The following is a 14525-nucleotide window of genomic DNA, read 5'->3' as shown; positions in this document are numbered from 1 at the left end:
TCTGCATCAAGGAATTTTTCGTCTTGACTCAATACCGCTTATGCCCCATAATCCGACTCAGAAATGCAGGCATCAACAAACACATTACTATCTGGGCGGAATAATCGACGCGGCTTTACGATCGTCGAACTTCTGATCGTTATTGTGGTGATCGGTATCTTGGCGGCGATTACTATTGTGGCGTATAACGGGATTCAGAATAGGACCAACGACTCTGCAGTGCAGAGTGACATCAGAAACTTTGCAAACAAGATACAACTGTTCTCTGTTGACAACGGCTCATACCCAAGAACGGTTACCGACCTCAACGGCCTTGGGCTGAAAGTAGCAGCCGGATCATACACAACACACGCCAATGCGCTGATGTACTGCGTCAATAGCACGGCTTTTGCGATCGGGGGCGCAAGCAAGTCTGGCATAAATGGCTACTACTACAATAGTCTGACTGGCCTTAAGCAGAGACCTTGGTGGAACCAGGGGAATCCCTGTTCTGACTTTGAGATTACGATGGCTCCCGGAAGCTGGGCTGCTTGGACGTATTCGAATGCTAGCTTCGACGCCACGCGAACCTTCTTGCAACCCTAATTAGCTGGCGAATTCGTCGCTTCGCCCGGGGCTTGTCGGATCGTCATGACCATCCGGATGGCAGGAAGAGCCACATACGTATGGTCCACATTCGGAGTATCGGTCACCCGCAGTGGGGGTCCATGATTAGCCCGATCAATGACGTGGGCTTCGCCTTCGAAGAGCCGAGCGCCGATACCGGATATGCCGAGCGGTCAGCCACCGGACGGGCGAAAATTGACATTCAGAGATGCAATCCATACCTCCTGCACCGTTCAATTGAACTAGAAATGCCCCCGGACCGGTCACCAAGAATTTCAATCTGAGCGCCCATCTGAGCATGCAGCCCTCAGCGGGACCAGCTGAGAATGTCCAGGATGCGCAAGTCGCTCAGATCCGACAGCTTGCTGATCCCAGCATCCTCGTTGGATAGGTCTTGGCGAAGCTTCTTGAGTGCGTCCTTGTTAGCAATGACGTCATTGCGGATGGCCGCCCAATACATCCGCTTGAAGCCACGTTTTTCGTATTGTTTCGCCACAGCGATTGCCGGGACCCGGTAGAGCTCCATTAGACGCGAATCTAAGATGGGGTAAAGGTCTGGGCGCTTAAAGTGCAGAACCTTCGATGCCTTGGCTGCACCCACTCCATGAATGTCGGTCATGAGGGAGTAGAGCTCTTGCATCGCGTCGTAGTGTCCATCCTCAATGGCTGGGTCGGCGTCTTCGATGCTAGCGGCAGGCGCGACTGCAGCCCAGCTCTGCCTCCAACTCGTAGATTTCTTTGCCAATTCGGACTGCTCCGCGTGAGAGAACCGTGAGTGAATGATTCGCGTTGTCCAGATCTCATCCTCGGTGAGAACGTTCGGATCACCTTTGTCGCCGAAGTCGTATTCGGCCAGAGTGCCTGCGTACCGCCTGCTGTAGTCCGTCAGTGTCTTAACGGGCCCGGTAATAGTGCGGTCGGCGATGATGATCTCGGTGGTCGTCATTGTCACTCATTTCTGGTACCTGAGATTGGGTGTCTAGCCAGCGTTGTTACGGGATCCTGTGAATTCTACGGCTATGGTTGCGGAAGTCCGGGCTGGGCAAATCAGTGCCCCCACCAGCCCCTGGTCCGGACTATTCTTACTGGGATTTCGGACGGGTCAAGCGGTCGTTCCGGAACGGGTCGGATTTTGTAGGGAGTGATTCGTTCGTCTTCATGTTCGCGCTCAAAGATTTCAGCAAGCCCGGTTTCACCACGTTCCCTGAATGTCTCGGTCATGCGGCCCAGGAGTTCGTCGAGCCGCTGGTTTTCGGCCTCGGCTGCCGCCAGCCGCTCGTGAAATGACACGGCGCGATAGCCACACCACTGTCGTAGGAGCTCATGACGGGGGCGGTCGTATCTCCTGTACAAGGAGTACTCCCGCTCTGGTGACGTGCCAATTTCACCGGGGCCGTCAAGATTGGGCGCCTTTCCGCCGTGCTTGCTCTTGTGGCTAGCTTCTCGTTCCTCATCGGTTACTGCGTTGAGGACAGGCACAGGGTTGCTTCGACAAGCGTGCTCAGCGATGACGAGTGTAGCGGCCGGTGAGAACATCAAGGCATCGTCAATCTCGAATGATGGAACGTTGGAAACGAGGTCGCAAATTGAAATGCCCAGGAGTTGGGAGAGGTCGTCGGATCGGTGGACTTCCGTTGCATAGTTCACGGGACTCCATGAGATTTCCGCCGTCTTCGATGGGATAAGAAGATTGAAGACCATTTCGGCGGCGCCCTCTTCGACGTGGTCAAGCGCCGTATCCGCGAGCATTTCCCAATTCGCCATCATCTTGTCGTATGCGACCACTTGACGCCAGGGCGCACGGAGCCGGATGGCTGGCACATTCTCATGGGTTCCAGCAGTGTCACGATCAAGGAACTCCACATCGAATCGCCTACTGCGGTTCTTCGGGTGAATCTGCAGAATCCGGACGCGTTGCGATGGTGCGCCGTCGCGTAGGCGGTAGACCCAGTCCTCGCCGATCCGTGGGATGCGGCGGTCATCGCCATTTTCCAACTCGGTCATGCGGCTAACCGGTCCACTGGTAGCGGCTGAGGCCTCAGCCTTTAGGCGGGTGCGGATCGTTGCCGTAGGAATTCCGCTCGCCGATGGTCCCGTCGAGCTTCTTGATCGTGTGCTCTCCGCCGCGAGCCTGTGCCATGCGACGACCTTCAGTCTGGGCCTCCCGCTTGGTCTCGGCCGTGTTCGAAGCTCGGGAATTACCTTGTACTCGATTCTTCCACTGCCCGTTTTCGTGGTAAGTCTCGACGCCGTCGTTCGCCATGCTGACTTCTCCCTTGCTTATGGTGCAGACGCGAGTCGCCTGTCAATTCACAAGCTAGCAGCACCGACCGACAATCAGACGCGGTTGTAGCCATGGGGCGGAATTTGGCATTGAATGGCAGAGTGCCCGGTAAATACCTGCCCCTGAGCCAGCCACAGCTCGATGTACTTCATTGGGTAGCCGATGGTTGCCCGGAGGCGCCGTGGGAGGGCAATGCCCATAAGCTTGTGGCTCGGGCCTTGGCTAACCGAAACCTCATTGCCACCAACCGCCGCCGGGGCCGCTGGTCGGCTGAGATGTTGCCGGGCGGAGAATATTACCTGGCGCACAACGACTTCGATCCCGTCATCAAACAACGTGAGCATTCCACAACCACAGGGACCGTGGTGAAGTCGCCGAAGACGTCCGGTCGCCTGTCGCCGCCACGTCTGGCTGCGCCAACGAATGAGGCGTCACCGCGGGTCGAAAACGTGGACCGAGATGAAACCGCGAACTTTAGACCGCCGTCGGTGGCGGTGCCTGTCGCATCAACGTCCACGGGCCTGGCTGTGCCGACACCGGCCCGGGTGCCGGCCGTCCCAGCCAAGAGCGCGACACAAAAGATGATGGACCGCCTGGCGGTGGACCACGTTATCGAATTCACGAGTGCCGAAACCGGAAGATATAGACAGCTCGTCACGGTCGCCCGGCGGAAGAAACTGTTTCCAGACGACATGGAGCTTGTCGTTACCACCAGCTGGAACAAGCCGTGCACGGTGGAGCTGAAACGCCGTCCGGAGTGGCAGTTGGTGGCACTTGCTCCTGTTGACGTGCCCGCTGGTATTCGCACGGCCCATGAGGTCGTTGCCAAGCTGAGGCAGCAGCGAACAGACCGCCTCGGCATGGATGCGCCCCGCTGGAACTGGACCCTACGTATTGTCCAAGGACTCGCTATCGAAGCCGAACGACGAGGCTACGGAGCCGCCGCAGTGCCCGTGCCTAAACCGGACTACTACGGTCACATTAGCCGCGAAGAGCGGGCGAACGGTCATCTTAGGATCAGGATCGGTGACGACGAAGTCCATCTGCATTTCAGCCAAGCAAAGGAGCGAGCGCCTCATCTACTGACGGCAGCCGAACTTCGCCGGCAAGCAAGTGGCTATTCGGTTCCGACCGAGGACCTCGTCAAGACTGACTTTCTCAACATCCGACTCTCGGGCCTGGAGCCACCGTTCTGGCAATCCGAGTGGACCGAGACCGACACGGCTCGCGCCGATTCGCTCTTGCCACGAATTATCCAAGAGGTCGAGCTGCGAGCCGCCCGTGCGGTCGAGGTACGGCTCGAAAAGCAGCGCCGTGACGATGAAAAGCGCCGCCAATGGGAACAAGTTCGTGATCGGGCGATCGGGCGCCTCAATGAGGATCACCGTGCCAAAGTACTTCTTGACCAAGCCGAGCGTTTCCAACGGGTGCAGCTGCTGGGCGACTACATCGCCGCCATGCGGAGCCGCATACAATCCATGAACTTGGTTGATGCTGCCGCCGCCACTGACTGGTTGCAATGGGCAGAAACCCATGCGGCGGCAATCAACCCTCTACTCGGGGAGATTCGCATGCCGGATGATCCCAAGCCAGATGCCGACGCGCTCAAGCCGTTCATGAAGGGCTGGAGCCCGCATGGTCCGGAACGTGGCTATTTTTAGCAGTGCTTGATCCGAGCTCATATTGCCTGAAATGCAGGTGCGGCCGTCGGATCTAGGGATGGAGTGATGGAAAGACCCATAGGGCGCCGACATTACCCATGGATAGCTTCTGCTTCGGCAATCCACATATCCAGAATGTCAGATCGAAGGCGATTCGCCCCGGTCACAATCCGCCGCCCCTGACGGATGCGCTGAACATAGTCTCGAATTTGTCGGACGTCGCGCTGACGATATCCGAGGCGGTAGGCGTAAAGCTCCAAGTCCTGCGGCTCGTATCTGTAACCGCTGTTATGCAAAAGCTGAAGCGTCTGCACGATTTGATCCTTGCCCCGCCCGTGCCTGAGCCCGCTGGCCTGGTCCATGACTTCCCCTGCACGGGGCAAAGCCACGCGCACGACTGCGGGCACTCTCTCGACATAACTCTGATCGGCAGGCATTCCGGACGGAAGTTGTATAGCGCCGTGCGCATGGAGCCACATCTCGAGGTCGTCGAAGCCGGGCCACAGTGTGATGCAAAGGTCGGCTGACGTCGAGTCGATCGCGTCGACCATTGCCTCGGCCACTTTCTCTTCCGGGAAGAGAGCCAGTACAGAGGCGCCCGACTTGACGGTCGTGACGGCATCCGCCAGCACGCCGACCGATACGTCCGGACAGCATGCCAAGATGCCAGGTGCGACTTCCTGTTCGGTGTCGTTGCCCCGCTCACTCAGCAACATGGACTTACTAGAGCGAGGACTGGTTTCGAGCCACTCGGCCAGAAATCCGACCGCGGACCGTTGCTGCCCCATGGCCACCCAATCGTTCCAAGAGATGTAGGAAAGGCCGGAGTTTCGGGTGAGTTCTGTCATAGCGAGTAGCCTGCCACACAGGTCCGACAGTTTGAGTTGAATCGACGTCATCCCCGTGAAAACTCCAACCTGCTGCAATCTCGCGGGCTCGCAGGTGGACGAGGCTCGCGTCCATCTTGGTCTCCCTCTGCCCTGTTTTCCACATGGGGTCTATGCGATGCACGTTTCATGGCCCTGACCTGGTAACCTGGTCAGACTATGAGTGACGAAATTCCGGCAGATCCGCGCTACCCCATTCCAGTGATTGACCTGTTTGCTGGTCCTGGCGGTCTCAACGAAGGATTTTCCAGTGTAGGTGAGGAAGACGGCGGCCCCATCTTCCAAACCGTTGGATCTTTCGAGATGGAGCGAAATGCCGTTTTGACACTGAGGCTTCGGTCGGTCTTCCGGCACCTCAAGCGCAATGGAGGGGTGCCGGAATCGTACTACGAGTACATTTCGGGCTCGAAGTCCTGGGAAGAGTTCACGGAAGAGCCTAGAGTCGCCGCCGCTCTTAAGATTGCGACGGCCCATGTCCACGAGATTGAGCTCGGCGACGCAACACGCGAGGACGTCACCCAAAAGATCAAGGACGCGCTGGCCGCGGCACCAAAAAACCCAAACGGAGACTGGGTCCTGATCGGGGGCCCACCATGCCAGGCCTATTCACTTGCCGGACGGTCGCGTCGTACGAATGACGTGAAATTTGCATTCGATAAGAAGCACTTCCTTTATGAAGAGTACCTAGACATCATCAAGCAATTCGCACCAGCCGTCTTTGTGATGGAAAACGTGAAGGGCTTGCTCTCCTCGACCAATCACGGCGTCGGAATGTTTGGCCAGATACTTCACGACCTGCAACATCCGAGTTCTTCCTTGACATACGAAGTCAGGTCTCTCGTGATCGACAAGAAAGACGGGAAGCTCGCGCCGAAGGACTTTGTCATCCCTGCGGAAGATTATGGCATTCCGCAGAAGCGTCACCGGGTCATTTTGCTTGGTGTCAGATCCGACATTGTCGAGAGAACCAATCGGGCGGTGCTTGAGCCGAGTTCAAAGGTTACGGTCAGAGATGCCATCGCGGATCTGCCGTTCCTGCGTTCAAAAATCTCACCGAAGCGCCATGACAGCCAAGAAAACTGGGACACGCTGCGGAAACGAGCCATCGGCCGTCGTGACCTTCACGGTGTTGAGGTCCCAGAGGCACCGGCCGATTCGGGCGCGAACGAATTGCGACAACACATGGATGAAGATGAGCGCAGCGCTGCCGTCCTTAGATATCGAAAGTGGATTGAAGACGAGGCTTTGACGTCGCCTCTACAGCATCAGTCCCGCAGCCACATGGAAACGGATATTGAGCGGTACGCACACCTTTCCTGGAAGGCCGAGGAACTGGGCAAGAGCCCTAAGTTCGCCGACCTGCCTGAAGACCTTGTGCCCAATCACAAGAACATCGGCGAAGACAACACACCATTCTTGGATCGATTCCGAGTGCAGGTATGGCATGAACCATCGACAACGATCGTCTCGCACATCTCTAAGGACGGGCACTACTACATCCATCCAGATGAGTCCCAAATGCGAAGCTTGACGGTGCGCGAAGCGGCGAGGCTTCAGACGTTTCCCGATAACTACTACTTCGAAGGCTCTCGGACAATGCAGTTCCACCAAGTCGGAAACGCTGTCCCGCCCTTGTTGGCGAGGCTCATTGCAGAAAAAGTAGTCGAGACCCTGCGTCTCGACGGAACCGTTGATGCAAGCGAAGACTAAAAGTCCGAGAAGCCTTTCTCCCGGGCCTTGCTTAGAGTCGCCATGAGACGGACGCTTTGACGCTCGGAGGGGAATCCGTTCTTGCGTCCAGTGACTACATCGAGGATGCCGAGATCGGTAGGGCCAGCTACGCGGTTTGCGAGAGCAAACGTGCGCAGACTCTCCCATTCCTCCTTGGTTGTCGACAAGACTTGCGTCTGAATATCGATGCCGTTGTCGATCCTCTGAGCGGCCTTAGATGCGCTCTTGGCCTCAGTCCGGACCGACGAATCGATGAGCTCCCTCTTGAAACCTTCTGGCAATTCGAAGGCTTCGGTTCTCACAGCCTCCCAGCATGCCGCCGACTTGGCCCATTCGGTTACGTTGGCGACGCGTCGAGTCGGTGACGTAAGGGCGTCGGATACGAGCTTTCCGACTGAGAGCGCGGTCGTCATCGTGGCCTCGCTCAACGATTGTTGTTGCCAAATAGCCGCGAAGTTAAGGTGGCGTCCAGGGACTTGCCTGCCAATTTCGAAGGCCAACTTGGCCATAGTGTAGGTGACGATGTTCGCGAGATAGCCCTTGTCATACCAGTCTGCCTTTGCAACGGAGCGCCGAATCTCCTCGTACATGATCGCTTTGGCGACGAGGTCACGGAAATACTGTTCGTTGATTTCTTCGTTGGAAGCCTCCCAAATTTTTGCGACACCTTCGGCGAAGGCCACAAAGTTCTTTTGAGCGCCGGCACTCACGATGTGTGGTTTTTGATCCCACGAGACCGCATATTTCGCTGCGTCCGTTTTGGTGAACACTTGACCTCGCGGACACGTAGCCACGAACTTGGTCGCGTCGGTGGTGGAGAGCTTGTTCTTTTCGTTGAGGTACTGGCCGCGGGTCCGCTCGTAGTACCACTTGGTGTGGTAGTTGACGCCAGGGCGAGCAGGTACGAGCAGCCTTCGCGAGAGCTCTTCCAGCCTGATATGGAATGGGCTGTTCGAGAAGAAGTCAGCCTCACTCACCCGGTTCTGACTGTTGGCAAACCTCGAGATTTTTGGGACGAGGTCAACGGCCTTCTCGGGGTCTACGACCACGAGTTTCATTGGCACGAACACGTCGCTGAGCACCGAGCCTTTGGCGTTTTCTCTTGCCACGTAAAACAGCGAAGCAGTTGTCTGTCCACCGTTCACAATCTGAAGGTCAACGAGGGACGTCGCTCTGAGCCCATCCGAAGTTCGGGTAAGGCCGGTGGCGGTGGCGGTGATGCCATTGTTGTACGCCATGAACATCTCTGGTTCGGACAGAATCGTCGTCTTAATACCCTTATTGACCTTTCCCCGACCGCTTAGGAATGAACGGACGTTCCCTTCCAGCAGTCTGCTTCCGTATTGCGCATATAAGTCGGCAACAAGGGCGCCAGGGACAGCGGCCATATACGTAGCGAAGTCGGTCGAATCGCCGCTGATTTCTAGGATGGGAAGACCCTCCGGAACCCACTTGGTCAAGTTGATTTCGAGGGCTTCGCGGCCCTGCTGGGACTCCTGGACTTGGTGGAGCCTCTGAAGGTCCCAGAGATGGAAATCTACAGGGACGCCGTTAAGAATCGATGATGGGACTTGCTTGATACGGTCGCTGAGTCGGCCATTGGTGACGAGGTAGAGCCGGTAACGAGATACCGCTCGTCCCCGGTTGTGGAGGTCGCAGGCTAGCTGATATGCGGCTGAGCTTTCTTCTCGGCCAGCGGTGAATTGTCCGGAAACTGCTTCGGATAGAAAGTTTTCGAGTGCTGACAGACGCTTCTTGGCGTCGGTGGCAGTGACCACATCGATGGAATCGGAGTTCGAGTGCAGAAGAACGGCGAGCGAGACAGATTCATCGGCATCGTCCATGTCGTATGCATTCACAGCAAGCTTCTTGTTGCGTTGACCGGAGCCCTCGAACTGAAGAACCGTAAAGTCTTCAACTTCACCGGCTTCTGCGAAGCGCTCCGACACCTCTGCCATGAACGCCATTGAGGTGTAGTCGTTGTCGACTGCTGCTCGAGCATTGACAGTGTTTTGTAGATCCAAGTAGAAATCATCAAGATTCATTCGACGAAACTTTCAGTTCTGCTGTGGGTAGCCCCAGCTGTGAATAATCGCATTCAAAGGGCGCTAAGTCCGCCACGTCCAAGGAGTAGGAGACGCGGCTGACGCCTGCTGGGAGCATGCTGGGCTCGATCCGTGGGAAGGACTCAGTTACTTCCAGATATCGAATGCCTGTTGGGAGAAAGTGCATGTCGGCGTAGACGTCGTCCGATCGATCGAAACGGAGTTCGGCGAGACGCCGCGTAAGTTCAGACTGCGCAACGCCAGCATCCTGGAGAAGGAGGTCCGTCTGGTCCAGGAGCGCAGGAACTGTCATCGCCCCCGGTGTATCTGCCATAGCGTCATCGGCGGACACGACGGCGACGAAGAGTCGCTCGTTCGGCAGGCAATTGAGCTGGTTCTCCGAGGAAATCTGAATGCGACGAGCACGACTATGGACAGTTTTTACTTCGATCAACGGCCCGCCTGCGAACTGAAAGTCTTGGTCACTTTGGAACGGGCCGTGCCACGCGTCCATGACGTGGGCGGCGGGACACTCCTCAACCAAGTTCGAAAAACCGAGCCAAAGCTCGCCGAAAAGGCCTCGCGTTGCGTCCAAAGACAGCCGCTGACTCGGGGGAGCCTGGAGGAGGGTGCGCCACTCCTCAACGCCGGCCATGAACGCTGAAAGTCCTTGAGCTTCAGAGCTGGTCTCGGAGACACGATCCACGATATGCGCGCAGAGCTGCACGAAGACGTCCGTAAATTTGGCCGCCTTGAGCGTAAGCAAGAGTACCCAATGTCCATCGATGGTCCTCTGGGTGCGGGTCACATCAACGGCATCTGACAGCTCTGGAATGCCCGGTTTGAGGTTACTGATGGAACAGAACATCGGCTGTCCAGCTTGGTCAGTGCCGCAGACGAGGCGAAGCTCGAGATCCGGATCGACTTCAAGTGTTCTGGGTAGCCGTCGCTCAATGGCGCTCAACCATGCGGCTTCGATCGGATTAGACATCGTCGTCCCCGTCGTCGCCCGTGTACTCCACAAACCATTGCTCTTGGGCCACCGTGTTGATGAGGTACTTAACGTCGCCATCTCGATCATTGACGTCAAGCCGATTGCCTTGGAACGCTAACTTGATCCCAACAACGAGATCGCTCTCGAGGTGGGCGACCTTCTTTAGATCCTCTTCCAGCAGTCCATCGAATTTCGGATGCAAAACGTAGATGAGCAATGCCGGTCGGGGAAGGTGCTTATAGATCACAGACTCGGTGAGGGTCTTGCCCGGGTTCTCGTCCGCGAAGGCTTGGGTGACGCACGCATCGGTAGATGGATCGAGAATTCGCCGGAGATCGTCTCCACCTGCCAACCGGCTACTCTTGCCCGACACTAGCAACTCCCCTGAACCGCCGATTGTCATCGAACGCGTCGGCGGATGTATGACGATGTCTCCGAAGGTCAGCGCAGAACTTGGCGACTTGGATCCGTTGACAAAAACGACGTCCCACGAAGTGAATTTGGCTTTTTTGTTGTTCTTGACGAACTTGCCTATGGCGTTGCGGTAAAAATACGGATCCATCCGATGCGCCGTGTAGCCATCCAGGAATTCGGCGATTACCGATTGCGGTACGTTTGTGAAACGCGGGTAGTCTCGCTGCGTTCTTTCAGGCTGGCCGATGGTCTTCACGAGCTTCGTGGCCAAGGCCACAGTGGCATCCCGGTTGTCTTTGACAATGGCAGGTCGTGAGTCAAGCCGCGATGTTTCGACCCGTTGGCCGATGAGGCTGATGACCTTTTCGGCTACAGCAGCCGATTTCGATTTGTTCTTCGCGGTGATGAGCAAGGTGTCAGGGTGCATTCGGATAGCTAGCCCGAAGTCCTCCGGAGTCAATTTCTGGCGGCGCATGAATTTAAGATCGGATCGCAGCTCATCAATGGTGGCGGCGATGAATCGGTAGTCCGCGGCGACGCCAGGGTCTATCCAAATCCTGCACAGGTCCTCGAAACCGTCCCGGTAGCCGAACCATCGGGCCATTTGCAACATGGTGTCGGCCGCGCGTACGTTTCGGTAGTAATAGCTGATCGTGAGGCCCTCTAGAGTCAGACCGCGACTGAGGACATCGCCGCCGATGGCTATGACCCTCTTTGGCATTTCAGTACTTAGCTGCTGTTCTTTTAGAAGTCGCTCAGTGTCTGAGTTGAAGGTCCGGACTGTAATCTCGATCGACGCAGCCGGCAAGGCACTCAGCACCTCGGGCCACGCAACCTCCGCGTCGGGATAGAACCTTTCAAACGTCGATCGGAGGTCATCGATGATGTGGTTCTTCACGCCTTCGGTGTAGAGAATTGCGTGAGCCTCAAGTGCATTCTTGATACTGTCCAGCTCGTGCTTCACAAGCTCGTAGAGATGCGCTTGGACGCGCTTGAACCGAGAGATGTTGACCAGCATGGCCCGAGGCTGATCCTCTTGCCCGCGAATGTCTCGGATTGCGTTTGCTACGACATAGACGCGGATGGCTGTCTTGAGACTCTCCGGGATACTACTAAACGAATGGTGCTGCTTATGTTTCAGTGGCAACACCGGTTCTACATCGTGAAGATCAATGACGCCGGCCCGATTGATGTTCTCTTCGGTACCGAAGGTTTTGGCCGCGCCCACATAGTTTGTTGGCGTTTCTAAGCCGTAAATGAAGTCCTTTGGAAACAGATCCTTGTGAACCTCCCCCTCCTTGACAGTCGTGGCTTTATGGTCGATGAGGATATTGGCAAATGGCGTTGCGGTTATGGCGACGTAGGAGCTTCGCGCGAACTTCCCGAGAAGCTGGCGGATGAGGAGGTTCGTTCTTGTTGGGTCGTCTTCTTTTCCTGTATTTACGGAACCATAGTCTGACTCGTCATCAACGAGCAGAAGAGGCAGTGTAATCTTGCCGTGCGATTTGGCTTGGTCATCTGCCCACTCAATGAGCGCATTTAGGACATGCACGTTCTTCTTGATGACAAAGATGAAGGGATGCGGAGAGTCTGCCGAGACACTGATGCTTGTTGCATCTTTGCTTGCCTGCAGAAAGTCTTGGACGACGGTCGTCATGCCGACCGCTTGAGTTAGTTGTTTGTTTAGCCGCCCAACACCGACGATCCTGTCGGCGGCTTTGGCTGTCCCTGATCGTGTGACATTGCGGCTGGAGTCTTTGCCGAGGAAGCCCTCGTCTATACGGATCTGAGTTTGCTGCCGCAGCGACTCCGTGTTGCCAGCCAGCAAGACTACAAGCCGATATCCAGCGTCGGCGGCCTTATTAAGAAGTCCCAAATAGGTCTGCGTTTTACCGGACTGGACGTCGCCGATAATCAAGCCCTTACGATCCCACTGGCCAGGGACAGCTGGATCACCGACGTAGTCCAGGATGTCGTCAGTGAACTCCTCCATCTTCTCCAGTACTTTCGGAGAACGGTTATTGTTCCTCAGCCACTGCTTATACGTCAGCCATCTAGTCCATTCGATGTGATGCTTTTTTGCCGCGAGCCAAGGCTTGAAATCCTTGTCGGTGATTCCGACACCGATCTCCACGTCAATGCTCAATTTGCTCACAAGGCGTCGGTGAACGGCTGTGATGTCGTTGTCAGAGATGTCGGGAGCTACGACAGGGCGGAAAGTTGCCAGCTGCTCGTGAAGGTAGGACTCGCTGTATGTGTCATCACTGAGGAGAGCGCTCACGACGGTCTCCAGTTTTTCCATCTGAGAACGAATGACGCTGGGGTCGGCGGCAGCCTGGCTAGTCATTTACTACCTTCCAAAGGAGTTCTGTGGGGGCGAGCGCGAGGGCGAACGGTTCAATCGAAGCCATAGCGGAGACGAACTGCTCCGAGCTACCGCCGCTTGCTTTGTGTGCTTTCCAGAGGGCCGAGGCCAAGCCTTCGAGCTCCGGAGTAGATGGCTGAAGTGGCGAATGATTCTCGTCCTGGCCCAGTCTGTTGTAAGCGTCTTCAACTGGGAAGGTCGATTCCAGAAGTGAAAGCACCACTGACATCTGCGTGACATCATCGGGACTCATCTGATCGGCCAACATCTCCAAAGCTGGGTGCCGCCGATTGATCTCATATCTGAAAGTGCCGCGGTCATCGACCACGTTCCACATGGGACTCGTACGGGACTGTTCTTGGACGATGCGGCCACGATAGAGATGAACACGCTTGCTCGGCTCTACGATGCGCCCTGCAATTCGTCGAAGATTGTCTCGAATCTGCGGGGGTGGGGCTGCTGAAGCCTTCTTAATGTCCAAAGACCACAGGTGATCCAATGTGTTCGGGATATCGACCTTGACTCGGGCGAGCTTCCCCAAGTCGTCCTTGGGTGCTATGCGGAACCACGTACCCCAAATGACCAAACGCTTTCCGCGATAAATATAGAAGCCTTGGCTGTCGCGGACTCGACCAGCAATTTGAGCCCGCTTCTTTTCTGCCGTCGTCATCCGATTTAGATGCGGCAGCGTGTAAGGCTGAACCTCAATTCGTTCCCCTCCGACGGAGAAGGACTCGGATGGCCCGAGTTGGGTCGACTTGTTGGAATCTAGGAAAGGATCGGAGCCTTGCACAGGGGCGCGGTTTAGGGAGATGCCGAAGCGTTGGCCGTGTTCGCCGGCAAGAAATCTGTGGAATACAAGGGCTAAGTGGCTTTTGACGTCCATCATGGCTGCATCGAACGACGAGCTGAGATCTCCAACGGCGGCTTCAAGCCTGTCGAGATTCCGCCAAATGACGAGCGTCCCAGAGGTGAGCTCAGCTAGTTCGTTGAACCGTGGGAGCTCCCGCAACTCTTCCTCAGCAAGGACCAGGAGGCTCCAAGTTTGCTGTTCGATCATATGATCGATGTTCCATTCGAAGCCGCACAAGACACCGTCACGCTTGGAAACGACAACCAAGTCTCGGCATTGCGACAACGACGCCGTTTTCAGCCCGAGACCAAAGCGTCCCAAGTCCTTCGGGTTCCTCGACTTCATCGGGCTGGCGCCTGCCAGGCGCATTGCTTTGATGGCATCCTCGGCCGTCATTCCCTCGCCATCGTCGACTAGGGCGACGTATGGGTCAGGTTGATCGCCAAAGAAAATGTCGACGTTTGTGGCTTCTGCCGATATCGAGTTATCTATGAGGTCGGCAACGGCTGTCTGAAGTGTGTAGCCGACGGCGCGCATGGACTCCATGAGATGCGGATCCGGCGGAAGGATTTGCTCGGTTGTCACTGACCCCCCAGTTGTAGTTCGTGCCGTCAACGTTGCCCAGCACTTTGGATACTAACGGGCAGCAACGACAAAGTATGTTTCATCACGCGCTTCTGGACCG

The 14525-nt window shown here is 56.3% G+C and carries 11 protein-coding genes; 3 read left to right on the top strand and 8 right to left on the bottom strand.

Going from position 1 to position 14525, the window contains the following annotated elements; genetic code table 11:
- Positions 1–63 precede the first annotated feature (63 nt).
- Positions 64–585: a type IV pilin protein gene (locus AC5RU9_RS07955; RefSeq protein WP_494015995.1), complete on the top strand. Its 522-nt coding sequence runs from the start codon at positions 64–66 to the stop codon at positions 583–585.
- A gap of 328 nt (positions 586–913) precedes the next feature.
- On the opposite strand, the gene AC5RU9_RS07950 is transcribed toward AC5RU9_RS07955, so the two are convergent.
- The 3 genes from AC5RU9_RS07950 to AC5RU9_RS07940 all read right to left on the bottom strand — a co-directional run bounded on the left by AC5RU9_RS07950 (position 914) and on the right by AC5RU9_RS07940 (position 2869).
- Positions 914–1552, bottom strand: coding sequence for a DUF6308 family protein (locus AC5RU9_RS07950; protein WP_494015994.1), 639 nt, complete (start codon positions 1550–1552; stop codon positions 914–916).
- Positions 1553–1653: 101 nt separating this feature from the next.
- Complete coding sequence (locus AC5RU9_RS07945; protein WP_494015993.1) at positions 1654–2610, bottom strand: hypothetical protein; 957 nt, start codon at positions 2608–2610, stop codon at positions 1654–1656.
- 34 nt (positions 2611–2644) lie between these two features.
- Entirely contained in the window at positions 2645–2869 is a 225-nt protein-coding gene (locus AC5RU9_RS07940; protein WP_494015992.1) for a DUF2188 domain-containing protein, read from the bottom strand.
- Between the two features lie 122 nt (positions 2870–2991).
- Here AC5RU9_RS07940 and AC5RU9_RS07935 point away from each other — a divergent pair, with 122 nt between their 5' ends.
- Complete coding sequence (locus AC5RU9_RS07935) at positions 2992–4551, top strand: hypothetical protein (protein ID WP_494015991.1); 1560 nt, start codon at positions 2992–2994, stop codon at positions 4549–4551.
- Between the two features lie 92 nt (positions 4552–4643).
- Here the strand turns inward: AC5RU9_RS07935 and AC5RU9_RS07930 are convergent, their stop codons facing one another.
- Positions 4644–5399, bottom strand: a complete 756-nt coding sequence (locus tag AC5RU9_RS07930) for a DUF1889 family protein (protein ID WP_494015990.1) — start codon at positions 5397–5399, stop codon at positions 4644–4646.
- 198 nt (positions 5400–5597) lie between these two features.
- On the opposite strand from AC5RU9_RS07930, the gene AC5RU9_RS07925 reads away from it, so the two are divergent.
- Positions 5598–7148: a DNA cytosine methyltransferase gene (locus AC5RU9_RS07925; protein WP_494015989.1), complete on the top strand. Its 1551-nt coding sequence runs from the start codon at positions 5598–5600 to the stop codon at positions 7146–7148.
- On the opposite strand, the gene AC5RU9_RS07920 is transcribed toward AC5RU9_RS07925, so the two are convergent.
- Genes AC5RU9_RS07920 through AC5RU9_RS07905 form a run of 4 tightly spaced genes read right to left on the bottom strand, consistent with a single transcriptional unit; the run spans position 7145 to position 14425 of the window.
- A complete protein-coding gene (locus AC5RU9_RS07920) occupies positions 7145–9214 on the bottom strand; it encodes an AIPR family protein (RefSeq protein WP_494015988.1) in 2070 nt (689 codons plus the stop codon). The genes AC5RU9_RS07925 and AC5RU9_RS07920 overlap by 4 nt on opposite strands.
- Positions 9204–10205 carry a PD-(D/E)XK motif protein gene (locus tag AC5RU9_RS07915; protein ID WP_494015987.1) on the bottom strand — a complete coding sequence of 334 codons (1002 nt, stop codon included), beginning with the start codon at positions 10203–10205 and terminating at the stop codon, positions 9204–9206. The genes AC5RU9_RS07920 and AC5RU9_RS07915 overlap by 11 nt, the downstream gene beginning before the upstream one ends.
- Positions 10198–12969, bottom strand: coding sequence for a Z1 domain-containing protein (locus AC5RU9_RS07910; RefSeq protein ID WP_494015986.1), 2772 nt, complete (start codon positions 12967–12969; stop codon positions 10198–10200). The genes AC5RU9_RS07915 and AC5RU9_RS07910 overlap by 8 nt, the downstream gene beginning before the upstream one ends.
- Positions 12962–14425 carry an ATP-binding protein gene (locus tag AC5RU9_RS07905; protein WP_494015985.1) on the bottom strand — a complete coding sequence of 488 codons (1464 nt, stop codon included), beginning with the start codon at positions 14423–14425 and terminating at the stop codon, positions 12962–12964. The genes AC5RU9_RS07910 and AC5RU9_RS07905 overlap by 8 nt, the downstream gene beginning before the upstream one ends.
- Positions 14426–14525: the final 100 nt, after the last annotated feature.

The sequence above is a fragment of the Arthrobacter sp. B0316-5-4 genome, assembly GCF_059090325.1.
This window is presented reverse-complemented; position numbering and strand designations above follow the sequence as displayed.

Excerpts from the sequence above, each read along its gene's own strand:
- AC5RU9_RS07950 (WP_494015994.1), bottom strand. The coding sequence starts at position 1,552 with ATGACGACCACCGAGATCATCATCGCCGACCGCACTATTACCGGGCCC.
- AC5RU9_RS07925 (WP_494015989.1), top strand. The coding sequence starts at position 5,598 with ATGAGTGACGAAATTCCGGCAGATCCGCGCTACCCCATTCCAGTGATT.
- AC5RU9_RS07955 (WP_494015995.1), top strand. The coding sequence starts at position 64 with ATGCAGGCATCAACAAACACATTACTATCTGGGCGGAATAATCGACGC.
- AC5RU9_RS07945 (WP_494015993.1), bottom strand. The coding sequence starts at position 2,610 with ATGACCGAGTTGGAAAATGGCGATGACCGCCGCATCCCACGGATCGGC.
- AC5RU9_RS07910 (WP_494015986.1), bottom strand. The coding sequence starts at position 12,969 with ATGACTAGCCAGGCTGCCGCCGACCCCAGCGTCATTCGTTCTCAGATG.
- AC5RU9_RS07915 (WP_494015987.1), bottom strand. The coding sequence starts at position 10,205 with ATGTCTAATCCGATCGAAGCCGCATGGTTGAGCGCCATTGAGCGACGG.
- AC5RU9_RS07930 (WP_494015990.1), bottom strand. The coding sequence starts at position 5,399 with ATGACAGAACTCACCCGAAACTCCGGCCTTTCCTACATCTCTTGGAAC.
- AC5RU9_RS07920 (WP_494015988.1), bottom strand. The coding sequence starts at position 9,214 with ATGAATCTTGATGATTTCTACTTGGATCTACAAAACACTGTCAATGCT.
- AC5RU9_RS07940 (WP_494015992.1), bottom strand. The coding sequence starts at position 2,869 with ATGGCGAACGACGGCGTCGAGACTTACCACGAAAACGGGCAGTGGAAG.